Here is a 16,564-nt window from a genome sequence, read left to right as displayed (position 1 = left end):
GTTGGGCGTTATGGTCTGCGGCCCCGCGACGTCCCCGCACGAGTCCAGGCGGTCTGTGACGCTGTAGACGGCTAAGGCGTGCGGATCAACTCGAGCTGTTCGGCGAGCAGCATCCGGTCGAAATAGCAACGTTCGAGGACCAGGTCCGGCCCGCGGAAGCCGAAGAGGTTGACGCTCAACATGTCGAGCGGCGTGCCGGGCACCGTGGTTCGGGTCTCAACGACAAGCCCGTCCTCCCCGTGATAGAGCGCCTCGGCGGAGTACTGCAGCATGGGGAGATCCGCCCACTGCTGCAACAACATTGCCCGGACCGCCTCGCCGCCGTCGAAAACGGTGCCCGTAGGGATGATCTCGTAGCGGGGATGGGTGAACGTGGCCATCGCCGCCTCCAGGTCGTGCGCGTTCTCGGCGGCGACGTGCCGCAGCACGAGCTCTTCGCGGGTGCGCCGCAGCGCGGTGTCGGGAGTCACTTCGGTTCGAAGACAGCGAGGTTGCGGCCGTCCTCAAGCGGCACCCATGCCACTGTGACGCGGTCACCGACCGCGGGAGGGGGGCCGAACACATTCGACATCATGCGGACGCCTTCGTCCAGATCGACGAGCACCACCGAATACGGCACCTTGTCGGCGAGGGCGGGGAGCGCGGCGCGGTGGTGCACGCTGACCGCGTAGACGACCCCGTCGCCGCTCACCTTCTCCCACACCAGCGACGACCCGCCGCAGTGCGGGCAGACGAACCGTGGGTACCAGACGTGCCGCGCGCACGACTCGCATCGTTGGATGGTCAACTCACGACGCCGGGTAGCGTCCCAGAAAGGGGCGGACGCCGGGCCGGGCGCGGGAACGGGGACGGTTTCGCTCATGGCGTGGCCTCCGTTCCCAGAATCACCGTCGATGTCGCCGAGAGCACCCCGCCGGTGCCGTGTGCGACAGCGGTTTTCGCCTCTGGCACCTGGCGTTCGCCGCATTCGCCGCGCAACTGGCGCGTGGCCTCGACGAGCAGGAAGGCCCCGAACGCCCCGGGGTGGGTGTAGGCGATTCCGCCGCCGGAGGTCTGACCGGGCAGCGTACCTCCAGGTCCCAATGCGCCGTCCGCGACGAACGGACCGCCTTCGCCCTTGCTGCAAAAGCCAAGGTCTTCGAGCGCCAGCAGCACGGTGATGGTGAACGAGTCGTAGAGCTCGACCACGTCGATGTCAGCCGGGGTGAGGCCCGCGGCACGGAAGGCGGCCGGCCCCGAGACGGCCCCCGGGGTGACGGTGAGGTCGGGCATCTGGGAGATCATCGCGTGCGAGGCCGCCGACGCCGCACCCAGGACGAAGGCCGGCGGCTTGGCCAGGTCGCGGGCGCGCTCGGCGCTCGTAACCACCAGTGCCGCAGCGCCGTCGGTGACCAGGCAGCACTCTAGCCGGTGCAGCGGTTCGGCAAGAAAGCCGGAGTCCAGGACGTCGCGCACGGTGATCACTTCGCGCAGGTGAGCCCGCTCGTTCAGCGCGGCCCACCGCCGGGTGTCGACGGCGATCCGCGCCAGCTGTTCGGGCGTCGTCCCGTATATCGCCATGTGTCGGTTGGCCGCCAGGGCGTAGGCGCTGATGGGGAGCATCACCCCGAACGGCGTCTCCCATTCCAGCCGCTCGGGGGTGGCGAAGATTCCGAGTCCCTTTTCGCCCCGCTTGCGCGCGGCGCGCGGCGTCGACGCATAGACGATCACCACCGTCTCCGCCTCGCCGGCCGCGATTGCCGCGGCGGCGTGCTCGACGTACAACCCGTAGCTGGCGCCGCCGGTCTGCGTCGCGTCGGTGAAGCGCGGCGCTATCCCCAGGTACTCGGCCAGCTCAACCGAATGCATCAGCGTTCCGCCGGTGCAGGTGCAGAGACCGTCGACGTCGCGCAACGACAGGCCCGCATCGGCTAGGGCGGCGGTGATGACGCGCGCCTCGAGCTCGCGCAGGGGAACATCGATCACGCCGGTCGCCGAAACCTCGTCGGCCACACCGACAATGGTGGCCGTACCTCGGGTCGTCAACTTACTGTCCCTTCGAAGAGTTCGCGCAGCGCGGGTTGGCTGACCTTGAGCGACGGCGTGCGGGGCAACTCCTCGACCACGATCACCCGGGCCGGGACGTAGTACCGGCTCAGTCGTTCACGCACGTAGGCGAGCAGCTCCTCCGGCGTGACGCGGGCGCCGTCGGTAAGCTCGACCGCCGCGACCGGGACCTGACCGAGCCGTTCGTCGGGGAGGCCGGCCACGCCGGCATCGCGCACAGCCGGGTGGCTCCGGAGCACCCCGACGATTTCGGCCGGATTGACCTTGAAACCCCCGCGAATGATGACGTCGTCGGTACGCCCGTCGATGAACACAAACCCGTCGGCGTCGACCCGGCCGAGGTCGGTGGTCCGCACCCAGTCCCCGCCCTTGGTGCGCACCTCGATGCGGCCCTGCTCACCGCGCGGCATCTCCGTGCCGTCCTCGAGGGACATGACGCGGATCTCCCGCCCGCGCTGCGGGCGGCCCACGCTTCCGCGTTTGGCGGTCGCCCACTGCCGGTGCAAGGTGAGGTTCCAGCCGGCCACGCCGCCAGCGAATTCCGTTGCCCCGTAAGACGGCAGCACCGCGACGCTGTAGCGACACTCGAACCTCGTCTGCACGTCGACTGGAAGGTGTGCGGTGCCCGAGGTCACCACCTCGACGCTCGAGAAGGCCTCCGGATCCACGCCCGCGTCGAGCACCATCGCCATCGCCGACGGCACCAGGCTCACGGCCTTCGGTCGGTGCCGGACTAACAAGTCCACAAAGTCCGGAACCCGGAAGCGCTCCAGGAGAGCGATCTTTCTTCCTTCGCAGATGTTGAGCAGAGTGCGGAACAGCCCGGACATATGCACCAGCGGAGACGAGACGATGGCGACGCCCGAACGTAGTTTCAGTTCCGAGCCATGCCCGGCGCCAACACTGTAATGTGCGCTTGCCGCCGCGACGGTGTGCTCAAAGGAGCTGTAAGACAGCGGAATTCGCTTGGGGGGACCGGTAGTGCCACTCGTCAGCATCTCTACGGCCACGCCGTCGCCGGGTGGACGGAACGGGCCGGGTCCGGGACATTCCAGCTCATCCAGAATGGTGGCGCCGGCAGAGTCATTCGATACCCGAACGCCCAGCGCCCCGACCGCGGCGTCGACGACTCCGGGGCGTTCCCAGTCGGTCTGCAAGGCAAGCACCGCGGGCAACCGCAGCTCGCGGATGTCCGCGCAGAGCCCGGCGTCGCCCTGTGACGGGTTGATCGTGACCACGCAACCGCCGGTCAGCAGGACGCCAAGCATGGCCCCTACCATCGCGGGATGATTGCGCAGCACCAGCCCAACCGGGGATCCCGGACCCAAATTCGCTGACCTCAAACACGTTTGAATGGCGACGGCGACGTCCGACAATGCCTGCCAATCCACCCACCGGCCCTCGTACTCGATCGCGGGCGCCCGCGGGTCGAGGGCGAGCACCGCGCGGATGCGGTCGGCGAGTTGCTGGCTCAAGCCGCGGCTGCCGCGAGCTCGGTCGCCGCAGGGATCACCTCTTGGGCGAACAATTTCATCGACTCGTACACCTTCGTGCGGTCCATGGCTCCGCCGCGCGACATGCGCAAAATGATGTTGCGCCAACCCATGTCGATGACGGTGCGCATTTTCTCGACGATGCGGTCCGGGTCCCCCATCAGCGTGAGGTGCGAATTCAGCACCTGTTCGTAGCTCTGCTTGTCGTGCTTGTCGAACCAGTCCGAGTAGGCCTTGTAGTCGGCCGGTATCTCCCCGCCGCGCTCGAACGGGCTCGAATACTTGCGATGGGTCTGAATCGAGAGCTCGACACTCTCACGCGGGTAACTGCGAGCGAACGCGTCGTCCTGGTGGCAGAACGCGTTGAGCAGCGCCCATACGTTACCGGTGGCGGCGTCGAGTCCCTTTTCGGATTGCACCTTCAGGTAGATGTCCAGGGCCCCCTGCAAATCCGGGTCGACCTGATAGGGGTTTCCGATGATCGCGCCAAAACCCTTCTCGGCGAGCCACTCGAAGCTCGACGGCGTCTTCATCACGGTGCCCCAAACGGGAATCGGCTGCTGCGCCGGCCGCGGATAGATCGTGACGTCCTCGAGGTGAAAGTAGTTGCCGTGGAAGCTGACGTTCTCCTCGGTCAACAGCCGGCTGACGATTTCCACGCACTCCTGGTATCGCCCGGTGGCCTCGTCCATCGAGATACCGAAGCCCTTGAACTCGTGCGCCTGGTAGCCGCGCCCGAAGCCGGCGTCGAAGCGGCCGCCGGATAGGACGTCGACCATCGCGATCCGTTCGGCCAGCTGAATCGGCTCGTGGAAGGGCGCCACCATGCACGCGGTACCGATGCGGATGCGTTCGGTCTGCGCGGCGATGGCGGTCGCCACCTGCGGCAAATCCGGGAGCATGCCGTAGGGGGAGAAGTGGTGTTCGGCCAGCCAGATCTCGTCGTAACCGAGTTCCTCCGCCCAGCGCGCCTCCTCCAGAACGTTGGCCAGCACCTCCCGCTCGCTGAGGTGGTTGGGCTTGTCGCCGAGGATGAACACGCCGAACTTCATGTCGGTTACTCCCGCTGTTCGCATCGGTAAAAGTAGTTGCACTGACTGCCACAATAATGCACGATTGAACACATATCGTCAATCCGTCTAGCAGGGGGCGCCCGTGGCTCTGTCCGACTCCGCCGTCGGAACTGCGTTGCCGCCGAGCACCTTCCGCTGGGGCGAGACCGACGCGATCCTCTATGCATTGGGGGTCGGCGCCCGCCCGCCGGCCGAGCTGAGGCTGCTCAACGAGGCTTGTGGTCCCGATGTGCTGCCGACGTTCGCCCTCGTGGCCAACTGGTGGGCCGTCAAGGACCTGCGCAGTGTGCTCGACCTGGCGACGTATCCGATCGTGCACTCCGCGCAATCGCTGGACCTGCACCGGCCGATCGGCGCCGCCGGGGAAATGTCGGTGCAGGCCGAGGTCTCGGCCGTGTGGGACAAGGGCAAACACGCCGCCGTGGAGTTGACCAGCCGCGGCGCCGACTCGGTCGGGACTGTGTTCGTCGCAAGGTCCCAAACCATGGTTCTCGGTGCCGGGGGATTCGGCGGCGACCGTGGACCCGCCGCCGAACCGGACCCCGACGGTCCGCCGGATGCCGTGTTCGACGACGTCGTCCGGCCCGAGCAGGCCGCCCTCTACCGGCTCTCGGGCGACCGCAACCAGCTGCATATCGACCCCGAGGCGGCCCGGAAGTACGGTTTCGACGACGTCTTCCTGCATGGGCTGTGCACGCTGGGGTTCGCCGCGCGGGCGGTGATCGACCGGATCGGCGACGGGGATCCCCGGTCGCTGACATCCTTGTCGTGCCGGTTCTCCAAGCAGGTGAAGCTCGACGCCCCGCTGCGGACCGAGATCTGGCGAACCGAAGGTTCGGTGCGGTTCCGGACGCTGCAGGGTGACGCCGTCGCCCTGAGCTCCGGAACCGGCACGCTGGCAGGGGTATGACCATGGACCAACGGCGGGCCCGCGGGTTGCGCAACCGACAGGCGCTCATTCACGCGGCGATCGGGCTGTTCACCACCCATGGCTATGAGGGGACCACCGTCGACCAGATTTCGGCGGCGGCCGGGGTCGCGCCGCGCACCTTTTTCCATCACTTCGCCAGCAAGGAAGACATCCTGTTCGACGGCTACGCCGAGCGGCTGCAAGAGGCGATCCGCCGATTTCGCGCCGCGCGCTCCGACTCGCTGTGGGACGCGCTCGCCGAGACATCGATGGCGGTGGCGCAGGCGATCGTCGATCAGCCTGACATGTTCTTGGTACGCGCGCGTATGTATCACAGCCTGCCGGCGCTGCGCGCGACCATGCTGCGGATCAACGAGGACTGGATCGATCAGCTCACCGCCGAGGTGGCGCGCTGGCTGGGCAGCGAGACCGAACCGGACTTGCGGCCTCGGCTGGCCGCCACGCTGATCAACGCCGCCAACCGCGCAGCGATCGATTCGTGGGTCGCCGCCGACGGTCGGGGCGAGTTGTCCCAACTGATGGCCGAATCCGTAGAGCTCGTGCGACCCTCGATCACCGCGATCGAGCGCACCGGCGCGCCGTCTGGACCGACGCGGGGAGGCGGGAAGCGTGTCGGGTGATTCCCGCCCCCTCGCGGTCGTCACCGGGGGAGCGCGAGGCATCGGCGAATCAATTGTGGCCGCGCTCGTTTGCGGCGGACACCGGGTGGCCGCGGTCGACGTGAACGCGAAGGCCATTGCGCGCGCGCACGATTCGGACGACGCAAAGTCGGGATTGCTCGTCCCGATGAACCTATCGATCACCGATCGTCAAGCGGTCGAGGACGCGCTGAGCGGACTGAAAGACCGGTACGGGCCCGTTCGAGCCTTGGTCAACAACGCGGGAATGACGTTGCCCGGAACGTTTCTCGAGCAGACGGACGAGGACTGGGACCGCATCGTCGACGTCAATCTCAAGGGCACCTTCGTGATGGCACAGGTCGCCGCACGGCAGATGGTCGCCCACGGCGGCGGGGCCATCGTAAACGTCAGCTCGGTGTCGGCCCACGGGGTGCGCACCGGGCCGCCGGCCTACGCGGCCGCCAAGGCCGGAGTTGAAGGGCTGAGCCGGCTGATGGCCGTTCAGCTCGGTCCGCACGGCATACGGGTCAACACCGTCGTTGTCGGCACCACCGCGACACCGTGGCTGTTGTCGCGCAAGACGGAGGACGAGCTGGCACAGATGCGCCGGACGACGTTGACCGGAAACATCGGTGAACCGAAAGACATCGCCGGCGTGGTGGCGTTCCTGTGTTCGCCGGCGGCCAATCACGTCACCGGCCAGCTTATTTCGGTGTCGGGCGGGCAGTGGATGCCATGACCTCGATGCGGAACGACAAGACAGCTGCTGATGTAGTGTTTACTGCTACGAATCGATTCCAGGGGATGTCGTGGAACTGAAGAGAATCCTGTTCGACGTCAGCGAGCAGGTCGCCACCATCACGATCAACCGACCGGAGCGGCTCAACGCCACCGACGACCTGACTCGCACCGAGCTCGGCACCGCGTGGGCGCGGGTGCGTGAGGATCCCAACATCAGGGTGGCCATCATCACCGGAGCCGGCGACCGCGCGTTCTCCGCGGGCCAGGACATCCGGGCAACGGCCGAGGGCGGCATCCGCAACAAGGTTCCCGGCTCGCGGCTGCACCACAACGTGTGGAAGCCGGTGATCTGCGCCCTCAACGGAATGGTCGTCGGCGGCGGCCTGCATCAGGTCGCCGACGCCGACCTCATCATCGCGGCCGAGCACGCGGAGCTGATCGACACGCATCTGGCCGTGGGCAACGTGTTCGCGCTCGAGCCCGCGGTGCTGCTGCGCAGAATGCCGCTGTCGATGGTGATGCAGCTTGGGCTGATGACCAAGCAGGGCCGGATCAGCGCGCAGCGTGGCTACGAGATCGGCTTGATCAACGAGGTCGTGCCCGCGGACCGGCTGCAACAGCGCGCGCGCGAAATCGCCTTGGACATAGCCAAACTCTCGCCGGCGACGGTCCAGGCGTCCATCAAGGCGATGTGGAGCAGCCTCGATGTCGGGTTACGCGCCGCCAACGACGTCGCCTACCGCTACGTGCTGCAACACCAGCTGACCCACCCGGACTACCGGGAAGGGATGCTCGCGTTCGCCGAAAAGCGTGAACCTCGGTGGGTCCTCGAATGAGCGGAATGACGCGCCATGGATGACTCGGCACGAACGTTCAGCTACGACCCGCTGCCGTATGCGCCCGTCGTGCCATCGATGCTCGCCGACCTGGCCGCCGCCTACGGTGACAACGACTTCGTCGTCTCTACGGTGGGCGGGGGGACGATCGAACGAATCACCTATGCGCAGGCCGATTTTCGTTCGGCCGAAATGGCGCGCCGCCTGCTCTCGGCGGGAATCACCAAGGGCGTTCGGGTCGGAATCTTGGCGCCCAACGGACCCGACTTCGCGGTCGCCTTCCTGGCTGCCACTCGGATCGGCGCCGTGGCGGTGCCGATCAACACCTTCTTTCAGCCGCCGGAGTTGGGGTGGCTGCTTCGCGACGCCGACATCCACACCCTGCTATCGGTCGACTCACTGCTCGGCAAGGACATGCTGGCACGCGTCACAGATGCAACGGGCGAGTTTCCGCCCCCCGGCGCGCCGCTGACCCTCGAACGGCTGCCGCAGTTGCGCAACATCTTTGGGCTCGGCGACACCCGGCGGCCCTGGCCCAGCGCCTGGCCGGACCCGGTGCCCGAAGCGTTCCTGCGCGCATGCGAAGCCACTGTCCGCCCGTCCGACGACCTGGTCGTCATCTACACATCGGGAAGCACCTCCGACCCGAAGGGCATCATCCACACGCACGGCACCGCGATCACACACTCTCGCTTCGTCGCCAACCAGCACGAGTGGAAACCCGACGACCGGGTCTACATCCCGATGGTGTTCTTCTGGGTCGCCGGGTTGGTCTTCGGTCTGCTCGGACCGATGCAGACCGGCGCCACCATTCTCACCGAGCACAAGTTCGACGCCGGCGACGTGCTGCGCCTGCTCGAAGCCGAACGAGCCACTTACGCAACGGGCTTCCCACACGTGGGCCGGGCGCTTGCGAATCATCCCGACTTTGCGTCCGCCGATCTGTCAAGCCTGCGTGCGGGATACCATCAGGTTTTGCTACCGCCGGAACTGCGCGCGGCCGATCCGTCACTGCTGGTGACTCAGTTGGGGATGACCGAAACGTGCAGTTCCCACACCTGGTGGCCACCACACGAACCGGTGCCCGAAAGCAAGCGCGGTTCACTCGGGGTCGCCGCCCCCGGCTACGAGCACAAGATCGTCGATGAATCCGGTGCGCAGGCGCCCAATGGCACCATCGGGGAAATCTGCGTGCGGGGGGTCGCGATGATGCGCGGCATGGTCGGACGGCAGCACCGCGACCTGTTCGACGCCGACGGCTGGTATCACACCAAAGACGCCGGATACCTGGACGACGACGGTTTCCTCTTTTTCACCGGGCGCACCGACGACATGATCAAGACCTCGGGCGCCAACGTCGCGCCGGTGGAGGTCGAGTCGGTGATCGGCGGCGTCGACGGCGTCCGGATCGCCTATGTCGTCGGCCTTCCCGACCCGGACAAGGGTGCGCTCGTCTGCGCCGTGGTCGTGCTCAATCAAGGGCGGCGCGCGTCGCAAGACGAGCTTGCGGCAGCGTGCCGAAAGGAACTGGCCGCGTACAAGATTCCCAAGCGGTGGGTGATCCTCTCCGACGCCGATCGGCTGCCGTACACCACCACGAACAAGATCGATAAGCCCCGCCTGGTGCAGTTGCTGACGTCGGGGGAGCTGGCGTGACCGGACTGGAGGAGCGAATCGCCCGCTTGGAGGCCATCGAAGAAATTCGTCAGCTGGCGGCGCGGTACGCGGTGGCATTGGACATGCGTGACTTCGATTCCTTGGCAAATCTTTTCGTCGACGACGTCGGGGTGCCGGGCAAGCGCCGCGGCCGCGACGCGCTGCGCCAATGGTACGACGCAGAGGTGCGTCCGACGTTGCTGGGCAGCGCGCACGGCGTCCTCGGTCATGTCATCGACGTCCACGGCGACGACACCGCGAGCGGACTTGTCTACTCGCGCAACGACTTGGAAACCGAGACGGCGTGGTTCATCGAGATGCTGGCCTACCTGGACCGCTACGAACGGCGCGGCGGCCATTGGTATTTCGCCCGCCGCACCCCGCTGTTCTGGTACCGGAGCGACATTACCGACCCGCCCGTCGGTCCACAGAAGGTGCGTTGGCCCGGCAGCCCCAGCCAGGACGGCTCGTTCCACGACGCGTTTCCCTCGTGGGAAGAGTTCTGGGCCGCCGATCCGGGACGCTTCGACGCACCGGTCCCGGCCCCCGCCGCCGTCGGTGAGTGGCTGCGCACTTTGCGCCGGGGCGCCGGGGCGCCGCGAGTCAGCCCGACCGGACGCGGGATCGCGGGGTCTTGAAATGTCGAGCAATGCAATGGGATTCGGCTTCACGGACGAGCAGAACGAGTTGCGCCGCGTCGTGCGCAGCTTCTTCGAGAGCAAGGCCGACGAGGCGCAGGTGCGCCGCCACATGGAATCACCGCTGGGCTACGACCCGCTGTTGTGGGCGCAGATGTCCGACGAGCTGCGCCTGGTGGGGCTCGCGATCCCGGAAGAATTCGGCGGACAAGGCTTCACCTTCGTCGAACTCGGTATCGTCGCCGAGGAGCTGGGGCGGGCCCTGGTTCCCTCTCCGTACTTCGCGTCGGCGGTACTGGCGTCGAGCGCGCTCCTCGGTTCCGGCGACGACGCGGCCCAGCGGCGATACCTGCCGGGCATCGCGTCCGGAGCGACAATCGCCAGCCTCGCGGTCACCGAGGAGTCGGGCCACTGGGAGGCCGGCGCGATCCAAGCGCGGGCGCGAGAAACGGCCGACGGGTGGGTGGTGGACGGAGCCAAAGCCTATGTCCTCGACGGCTGCAGCGCCGACGTGCTGTTGGTAGCCGCCCAGACTGACTCCGGATTGTCGCTGTTCGCCATCGACCGCTTCGAGAGCGTCGCTCGGCGCGCGCTGTCCACCCTGGACCAGACCCGAAAACAGGCCCGCATCGAATTCAGCGCTACGCCGGCGTCGCTCGTCGGTCGTGAAGGCGGCGCGGAGGCGGTGTTGCGGTCGACGCTCGCACTCGGCTGTGCCGCGCTGGCCGCCGAACAGGTCGGCGGCGCGCAACGCTGCCTCGAGATGTCCGTCGCCTACGCGAAGGCCCGCAGACAGTTCGGCAAGCCCATCGGCTCATTCCAGGCCATCCGCCACAAGTGCGCCGACCTCTTCCTGGACATCGAATGTGCGCGCGGGGCAGCCTATTACGCGGTGCGCGCCGCCGCCCAACGCGCGCCGGAATTGCCGGCGGTGGCGTCGTTGGCCAAGGCGTGTTGTTCCGAGGCGTATGCGCGCGCCGCTGCCGCCAATATCCAGATTCACGGCGGCATCGGATTCACCTGGGAGCATCCCGCCCATCTTTATTTCAAGCGGGCTCAATCGTCGGGGCGCCTGCTGGGCGACGCCCCCTATCATCGGGGACTTCTCGCCGACGAAATCGGGCTCTGAGAGGGTTAGAAGTCCGTGCCCCCGTCGATGTTGACAGCCGCGCCCGTCATGAAAGCTGCCCTGTCGCCGAGCAGAAAGGCGATCAGCTCGCCCGCTTCTTCGGGACGCCCGCCGCGGCCGAGGGCGACACGCATATTCCAGTCCGGGTTGCTTGCCAGGTGCGTGTAGATCGCGTCGTCGAGCGCCACCCCGTACTCTGCTGCCCGCCGGGCGCGGATGAAGTCATTCACCTCGGTGTCGAACAATCCCGGGCACACGGTGTTCACCCTGATGCCGTCCCGACCGTGCGTTTTCGCCAGGATCTTTGACAACGTCAACACGGCTGCCTTCAAAGCGTTGTAGGGCGGAATCAGGACCTTCGGCGCACGAACGGAATACGCGGCCGTCGTCACGATGGTTCCGCCGCCATTGCGTTGCAGGTGCGGGATGACGGCGCGGCAGGAGCGCACGGTTCCCATCAGAATCAACTGGTAATACCAGTCCCACGACTCGTCGCCGTGTTCGAGGAACGGCCCTTGCTGCTTCATCGGTCCCGCGGTGACGGCCAGGCCGCGCAGCGGTCCCAGGCTCGCGGCCGCGCGGTCGACAGCGCGATCCACCCCGTCACCCGTGGCCGCCGCGTCGACGGCGATCCCGACTGCACCAACCCCGTAGTCTGCGGTCAATTGCTCGGCACGCGCTCGGGCGCGCTCTCCGTCGCGAGCCAGCAGCGCCACGTTGGCACCGTTGACGGCGAGCTGCTGGGCGGCGGCGAACCCGATACCGGTCGTCCCGCCGACGACCACGAAGTTGCGCCCCGCCACACCAAGCTCCACGCTGCCCTCGTTTCTGGCGTCATGCCGACGACAGCCATACTAGACAGCAGTACGCCAAGTGTCGCAATGACCACTTTGTGGCCGCAGTTTAGCGACTGATCGGCCCGCGGACGGAACACAGCGCCCGAATGTGTCGCGTAGCATAGAGCGACATGTCGACGAAACCTGCCCCGGCCGAACTTGAATCGGAGGGGGAATTCGTTCGCAGGGACCAGATTCTCGAGGCGGCGAACGAATGCTTCACTCAGCTCGGCATTGAGCGCACGAGTGTGCAGGACGTCGCGAGAAAAGCCAACGTGTCACGGGGCACGGTGTACCGGTACTTCGAAGACCGCAACGTGCTCATCGATGCCGCGATCGAATTCGGCGCGCAGCGGTTCTATCGCGAGGTCGCTTCGGCGATGGCGAAGAAAAGCACGCTGGCGGAGCAGGTCGGCGCGATGGCGCAAACCCACGCCAAAATCCTTCTCGACCATCGGACACGGAACCGTTTGAGGGCCGACGACGCCGAGCTGATGCGCCACATGATCTCCGACGGTGACACGGCGGTCCGGCGAACCACCAATTTCCTGGAACCCTATGTGCGCGCCGCGCGCGAGCGCGGCGAGGTGGGCACCGGCGTCGACGTCACTGCGGCCAGCGAATGGCTGGCCCGCATCATCTGGTCATTCTCCACCGTTAACGAGGCCCAGACGTTCGACATGTCAAAGCCGGATACTGTCCGGCGCTATGTGGAAGCTTTCGCCATCAACGGGCTTCGCTGAAGGATCTGCATAGGCCGCTCAACTGAACAATAGATGTACTATTGTTCTCCAATGTCGGACGGGTTTACGCATGGGTTCTCGATCGGTGGTCAGCACATGGGCGAACGGACGTTAGCCGGCAAGCGGGTAGTCGTGGTGGGCGCATCGGCTGGAATCGGGCGGGCATTCGCCATCCGCGCCGGCAAGGAGGGCGCTGACCTGCTCATCGTGGCGCGCCGGCGAGACCGTCTCGAAGAGGTCGTTGCCGAAGCCGGTTCCGGCGCGGCCATCGGCGTGGACGTGCGTAATCCTGACGATTGCGCCCGGCTCGCCGAGATGGCCCGCCAGCGCTTTGGCGAAATCGACCTGCTGTTCATTTCGGTGGGATACGCGCCGTTGAGAATGTTCGCTGACACCTCTACCGACGATTGGATGGACGTGATGCAGACCAACGTCGTCGGTGTGCATCACGTCATCAGGTCCTGTCTGCCGGTGCTCTCGCCCGCCGCGATCATCAGTGCCCTGTCCTCCGAAACGGTCGGACAGCCCCGAACCGCGCTGGGCGCCTATTCCTCCAGCAAGGCCGCGCTGTCGGAAAGCCTCAATGCCTGGCGCACAGAGCATCCGCGCTTTCGTTACTGCTGTGTCACCGTAGGCGGCACCGTTCCGACGGAGTTCACCGCGTCGTTCGACCCCGAACTGCTCGGCGTGGTCGTGCAGGATTGGGTCGCGCGCGGCCTCTTGCAGGAGACATTGATGTCGCCCGACGACGTCGCCGACATGCTGGCAGGAACATTCGCGAGCGCGTTGGACTTTCCCGCCGTAGGGCTCGAGCAGCTCGTGATTCGTCCACCGTCATCGCCGCGTCGTGCGGTGACGGCATGAGGCCGGCGACGAGAGGGCAGCGATGACGGCGCAAGTGGAGTCGGCCTGGCCCGATCACCCCGACTACCGCATTGATGCGACCCTCTGTCCTCACCGAGGCCAGGTGTGGTCCGGCGACGTGCTTGTTGCCCAGAGCGACCGGTGCCTTGTGGTGACCGAGACCGACCACGAGGACCGCTTGTACTTTCCGGAGTCAGATGTGCGGTGGGAGCTGTTCCGCCCGTCGGATCACAGCACCGTCTGCCCTTTCAAGGGCCGGGCAAGTTATTGGAGCCTCAGCGAATCGGACTCCGCCGTCGAAAACGTCATGTGGGCCTACCCCAACCCGTTGCCGGAGGTCGCGGCGATCGCGGGACACGTCTGTTTCTACGACGACGCGGTGCGTGTGGTAGTCGTCGAAGACTGGCCAGACGGCTCGGCAGTTCCGGTAACGTTCCCGCTGTGGGGAGACGCCGCCGAGCTGTCCAGGATCATCGACGTCCAGCAGGTGACCGATAACCGGTTCGTCGGGCCAGCTCATGGGCCAACTCATCGCAACGTCGTCGAGGGCGGCCAGCTGCTCGGCGAGGCCATCGTGGCCGCTTCGAAAGCACTTCCAGGGCAACGGGTTACGTCGGCATCGATGATCTTCGCCAAAGCGGCCTCGTTCGACGCGCCCGTAGATCTCTCCGTCGACGTGCTACGGCGCGGCAGGTCGTTTTCGTCGGCCGAAATACGCATCAGCCAGAGCGGGGTGCTGCGCAGCGCAGGCTTGGTGCTCGCGGACTCGGGAGCCGGCGACGTCATGCGGGCCGTAGAGCCCATGCCGGACGTTCCGGGACCCGATTCGGCGGTGCCGTTCCACGGCTTTGGGATGACCGGCCGCGAGATTCGGGTGGTCGACGGTGCCTATGACCCGGATCCCGATCGGGTGGGCCCGCCGATTATCAACGCCTGGGTGCGTTTTCGCGATGCCCCACCGAGCCCCCATCTGAACGCCGCATTGCTTGCCCAGTCGACGACGCATTGGACGATCGCCGCCGGCATGTTGCCGCATCCGGGGTTGGGCGAGGCGCGCGCGCATGCCACCTTGTCGACCGGGATCATGAAGGCGACTATCGCTTTTCACGACGACGTCGACGTCGCGGACTGGCTGCTGTACACCAACCACGCCTTCTGGTCGGGACGCGGGCTTGTGCAGGGCGATGGCCGGGTCTTCGCCCGCGATGGACGGCTCGCCGCGTCGTACACCATCCAGGCGATGGTGCGCGAGTTCGCGACCGAGCCCGCGGCGATGGGCCGCGATAGCCGCACGGCTATGTGACGGACATGCTGAGCTCGACCGCGTCAGCGCAGGCCGTTGATCGCGAACTTCTCGACGTAGCGGCGGACAGTGGCCGGCTTGGTCATATCGAAGGTCAGACCCTGATTGACAGTCGAGAAGGAATAGATGATGCGGGCCAGCCATTCGCTGCCGGCCGTGACGTCCACTCCGGCGCCGACCTCGCCGCGCTTCTGGGCATCGCGGACATAAGGTTCCAAAAACTTGGTGGTGCGGCGGACGGCGGCGTCGCCATCGGCGACCATATGGCGCATCAACTCCGCATCGTCGGCCATCAGCCGGTTGCGAGTCCGGTGGTCCAGCAGGATCTTCGCATGGGTTTCGGCCATCGCGCCGAGTTGTTCGGCCAGCGTTGATTTCTTCGCCATCGCCGCGGCGACCTCGCGGTAGAAGCGTTGGGCGCCATACTCGATGGCCGCCTCGATCAGGACGTCACGATCGACGAAGTACCGGTAGATAGTGCCCCGGGAGACCTTGGCCATTCGCGCCACGTCCTGCACACTGGTGCGCTGGATGCCCAGCTGTGTGAAGCACTCGTTCGCCGCGTCGAGAATCTGGTCACGGCGGTCGACCTCCGCTTCGCTGGTGACCGGATCAGTCAACATCTCACTCCTACGAGCTCAAGGGCAGCCATCTCAGCCCCTCATGCTACGCGACCTGCGGGGTCGCAGCCGGTATCCGCAGCGGGGCGAGGACGGCTGTGTCCGGTGCACTATGCGCATCTTCGCTGCCGGCGGGGGACTCTGGGCGGGTGCCGTAGGGAGCTTTGCGGCGATCTGCGATCATTGAATAATTGAACGTATGATGTTCCATTGTTACATCGCAGCAAGGAGTGGCCTTGTCTCGTCTCGAGGACAGATACGCGCTGGTTACCGGCGGAGCTCAGGGGCTGGGAGGAGCCATTGCCGAGGAGTTGGCAGGCCTGGGCGCCCGCGTCACAATCGTTGACCTGAACGAGGAGAAGGGTCTTGAGCGCGTCGAGCGCATTCGTGGCAACTCCGGGCGGGCCTCTTTCATCAGGGCGAATGTGGCCCACCGCGATGCGATTCAAGCCGCCGTGCACGAGGTGGCCGAAACCGGGGGTGGCCGCATCGACATCTTGGTGAACGCGGCGCAGTTCTTCGCGATGCCGAAGGCGCTCGAACTGGTCACCGACAAGGATTGGGAACTCTCGGAGGCCACCGGGCCCAAGGCGACGTTCCGGTTCATGCAACTTTGCTTTCCGTTCCTCCGTGAGTCGGGGCGGGCGTCGGTGATCAACTTCGTGTCGGGCTCCGCCCTCGCCGGTATCGCCTACACCGCTCCCTACTCGGCGGCCAAGGGCGCGGTGGCGGCGCTGACCAAGGTCGCCGCCAACGAGTGGGCTCGTCACCGCATCCGAGTCAATGCGGTGTGCCCGTTCGCCCTTACGGAGGCCCAGGAAAAGCTGATCGGAACCGAGTGGGACAACTACACGCGGACCGCGGCGGCTTCGCCCATGAAGCGCGGTGCCAGCCCCGTGGAGATCGCGCCCGCGGTGGCCTTTTTGGCTGGGGATGACGCGGCGTTCGTGACCGGGACGGTGCTGCACGTCGATGGTGGCATGACCGAATTGTCGACGGTGGACTACTCGCAATCGCCGGGAGTGTTTGGATAGC

General features: G+C 66.3%; 18 protein-coding genes. 11 read left to right on the top strand and 7 right to left on the bottom strand.

Annotated features, from left to right (window positions below; translation table 11 throughout):
* Positions 1–71: 71 nt before the first annotated feature.
* Genes BRW65_RS00570 through BRW65_RS00550 form a run of 5 tightly spaced genes read right to left on the bottom strand, consistent with a single transcriptional unit; the run spans position 72 to position 4,591 of the window.
* Positions 72–470: a nuclear transport factor 2 family protein gene (locus BRW65_RS00570; protein WP_244167939.1), complete on the bottom strand. Its 399-nt coding sequence runs from the start codon at positions 468–470 to the stop codon at positions 72–74.
* Positions 467–862, bottom strand: a complete 396-nt coding sequence (locus tag BRW65_RS00565; protein ID WP_073870037.1) for a Zn-ribbon domain-containing OB-fold protein — start codon at positions 860–862, stop codon at positions 467–469. The genes BRW65_RS00570 and BRW65_RS00565 overlap by 4 nt, the downstream gene beginning before the upstream one ends.
* A complete protein-coding gene (locus BRW65_RS00560; protein WP_073870035.1) occupies positions 859–2,025 on the bottom strand; it encodes an acetyl-CoA acetyltransferase in 1,167 nt (388 codons plus the stop codon). The genes BRW65_RS00565 and BRW65_RS00560 overlap by 4 nt, the downstream gene beginning before the upstream one ends.
* Positions 2,022–3,521 carry a class I adenylate-forming enzyme family protein gene (locus BRW65_RS00555; protein WP_073870033.1) on the bottom strand — a complete coding sequence of 500 codons (1,500 nt, stop codon included), beginning with the start codon at positions 3,519–3,521 and terminating at the stop codon, positions 2,022–2,024. The genes BRW65_RS00560 and BRW65_RS00555 overlap by 4 nt, the downstream gene beginning before the upstream one ends.
* A complete protein-coding gene (locus tag BRW65_RS00550) occupies positions 3,518–4,591 on the bottom strand; it encodes an LLM class flavin-dependent oxidoreductase (protein ID WP_073870031.1) in 1,074 nt (357 codons plus the stop codon). Before BRW65_RS00550 ends, BRW65_RS00555 begins: the two co-directional genes overlap by 4 nt.
* A gap of 103 nt (positions 4,592–4,694) precedes the next feature.
* Between BRW65_RS00550 and BRW65_RS00545 the strand changes: the two genes are divergently transcribed.
* The 7 genes from BRW65_RS00545 (at position 4,695) to BRW65_RS00515 (ending at position 11,163) form a co-directional block, all read left to right on the top strand.
* Complete coding sequence (locus tag BRW65_RS00545; protein ID WP_073870029.1) at positions 4,695–5,522, top strand: MaoC/PaaZ C-terminal domain-containing protein; 828 nt, start codon at positions 4,695–4,697, stop codon at positions 5,520–5,522.
* Positions 5,519–6,163 carry a TetR/AcrR family transcriptional regulator gene (locus BRW65_RS00540; RefSeq protein WP_244167937.1) on the top strand — a complete coding sequence of 215 codons (645 nt, stop codon included), beginning with the start codon at positions 5,519–5,521 and terminating at the stop codon, positions 6,161–6,163. Before BRW65_RS00545 ends, BRW65_RS00540 begins: the two co-directional genes overlap by 4 nt.
* Positions 6,153–6,902 (top strand): SDR family NAD(P)-dependent oxidoreductase, encoded by a 750-nt coding sequence (locus BRW65_RS00535; RefSeq protein ID WP_073870027.1) that lies wholly within the window; start codon positions 6,153–6,155, stop codon positions 6,900–6,902. The genes BRW65_RS00540 and BRW65_RS00535 overlap by 11 nt, the downstream gene beginning before the upstream one ends.
* A gap of 70 nt (positions 6,903–6,972) precedes the next feature.
* Positions 6,973–7,740 (top strand): enoyl-CoA hydratase-related protein, encoded by a 768-nt coding sequence (locus BRW65_RS00530; RefSeq protein WP_073870025.1) that lies wholly within the window; start codon positions 6,973–6,975, stop codon positions 7,738–7,740.
* A 15-nt stretch (positions 7,741–7,755) separates the two neighbouring features.
* Positions 7,756–9,396, top strand: a complete 1,641-nt coding sequence (locus BRW65_RS00525; protein ID WP_073870023.1) for a class I adenylate-forming enzyme family protein — start codon at positions 7,756–7,758, stop codon at positions 9,394–9,396.
* Positions 9,393–10,034: a nuclear transport factor 2 family protein gene (locus tag BRW65_RS00520; RefSeq protein WP_073870021.1), complete on the top strand. Its 642-nt coding sequence runs from the start codon at positions 9,393–9,395 to the stop codon at positions 10,032–10,034. Before BRW65_RS00525 ends, BRW65_RS00520 begins: the two co-directional genes overlap by 4 nt.
* A gap of 1 nt (position 10,035) precedes the next feature.
* On the top strand, positions 10,036–11,163 hold the full coding sequence (locus BRW65_RS00515) for an acyl-CoA dehydrogenase family protein (RefSeq protein ID WP_244167936.1): 1,128 nt from the start codon (positions 10,036–10,038) through the stop codon (positions 11,161–11,163).
* Positions 11,164–11,168: 5 nt separating this feature from the next.
* On the opposite strand, the gene BRW65_RS00510 is transcribed toward BRW65_RS00515, so the two are convergent.
* Positions 11,169–11,978 (bottom strand): SDR family NAD(P)-dependent oxidoreductase, encoded by an 810-nt coding sequence (locus tag BRW65_RS00510; protein WP_084187619.1) that lies wholly within the window; start codon positions 11,976–11,978, stop codon positions 11,169–11,171.
* Between the two features lie 152 nt (positions 11,979–12,130).
* Between BRW65_RS00510 and BRW65_RS00505 the strand changes: the two genes are divergently transcribed.
* From BRW65_RS00505 to BRW65_RS00495, 3 genes are read left to right on the top strand one after another with little or no spacing between them, the layout of a single operon-like run.
* Positions 12,131–12,742, top strand: coding sequence for a TetR/AcrR family transcriptional regulator (locus BRW65_RS00505; RefSeq protein WP_073870019.1), 612 nt, complete (start codon positions 12,131–12,133; stop codon positions 12,740–12,742).
* Positions 12,743–12,793: 51 nt separating this feature from the next.
* Positions 12,794–13,606, top strand: a complete 813-nt coding sequence (locus tag BRW65_RS00500) for an SDR family oxidoreductase (protein WP_244167935.1) — start codon at positions 12,794–12,796, stop codon at positions 13,604–13,606.
* A 22-nt stretch (positions 13,607–13,628) separates the two neighbouring features.
* On the top strand, positions 13,629–14,909 hold the full coding sequence (locus BRW65_RS00495; RefSeq protein WP_073870017.1) for a DUF427 domain-containing protein: 1,281 nt from the start codon (positions 13,629–13,631) through the stop codon (positions 14,907–14,909).
* A gap of 23 nt (positions 14,910–14,932) precedes the next feature.
* Here the strand turns inward: BRW65_RS00495 and BRW65_RS00490 are convergent, their stop codons facing one another.
* On the bottom strand, positions 14,933–15,532 hold the full coding sequence (locus BRW65_RS00490) for a TetR/AcrR family transcriptional regulator (RefSeq protein WP_073870015.1): 600 nt from the start codon (positions 15,530–15,532) through the stop codon (positions 14,933–14,935).
* 233 nt (positions 15,533–15,765) lie between these two features.
* Between BRW65_RS00490 and BRW65_RS00485 the strand changes: the two genes are divergently transcribed.
* Positions 15,766–16,563 (top strand): SDR family NAD(P)-dependent oxidoreductase, encoded by a 798-nt coding sequence (locus BRW65_RS00485; protein WP_073870878.1) that lies wholly within the window; start codon positions 15,766–15,768, stop codon positions 16,561–16,563.
* Position 16,564 lies beyond the last annotated feature (1 nt).

The organism is Mycobacterium paraffinicum (assembly GCF_001907675.1).
Classification (GTDB): Bacteria; Actinomycetota; Actinomycetes; order Mycobacteriales; family Mycobacteriaceae; genus Mycobacterium; species Mycobacterium paraffinicum_A.
This window is presented reverse-complemented; position numbering and strand designations above follow the sequence as displayed.

Excerpts from the sequence above, each read along its gene's own strand:
- BRW65_RS00505 (WP_073870019.1), top strand. The coding sequence starts at position 12,131 with ATGTCGACGAAACCTGCCCCGGCCGAACTTGAATCGGAGGGGGAATTC.
- BRW65_RS00490 (WP_073870015.1), bottom strand. The coding sequence starts at position 15,532 with ATGTTGACTGATCCGGTCACCAGCGAAGCGGAGGTCGACCGCCGTGAC.
- BRW65_RS00540 (WP_244167937.1), top strand. The coding sequence starts at position 5,519 with ATGACCATGGACCAACGGCGGGCCCGCGGGTTGCGCAACCGACAGGCG.
- BRW65_RS00550 (WP_073870031.1), bottom strand. The coding sequence starts at position 4,591 with ATGAAGTTCGGCGTGTTCATCCTCGGCGACAAGCCCAACCACCTCAGC.
- BRW65_RS00525 (WP_073870023.1), top strand. The coding sequence starts at position 7,756 with ATGGATGACTCGGCACGAACGTTCAGCTACGACCCGCTGCCGTATGCG.
- BRW65_RS00500 (WP_244167935.1), top strand. The coding sequence starts at position 12,794 with ATGTCGGACGGGTTTACGCATGGGTTCTCGATCGGTGGTCAGCACATG.
- BRW65_RS00495 (WP_073870017.1), top strand. The coding sequence starts at position 13,629 with ATGACGGCGCAAGTGGAGTCGGCCTGGCCCGATCACCCCGACTACCGC.
- BRW65_RS00565 (WP_073870037.1), bottom strand. The coding sequence starts at position 862 with ATGAGCGAAACCGTCCCCGTTCCCGCGCCCGGCCCGGCGTCCGCCCCT.
- BRW65_RS00515 (WP_244167936.1), top strand. The coding sequence starts at position 10,036 with ATGTCGAGCAATGCAATGGGATTCGGCTTCACGGACGAGCAGAACGAG.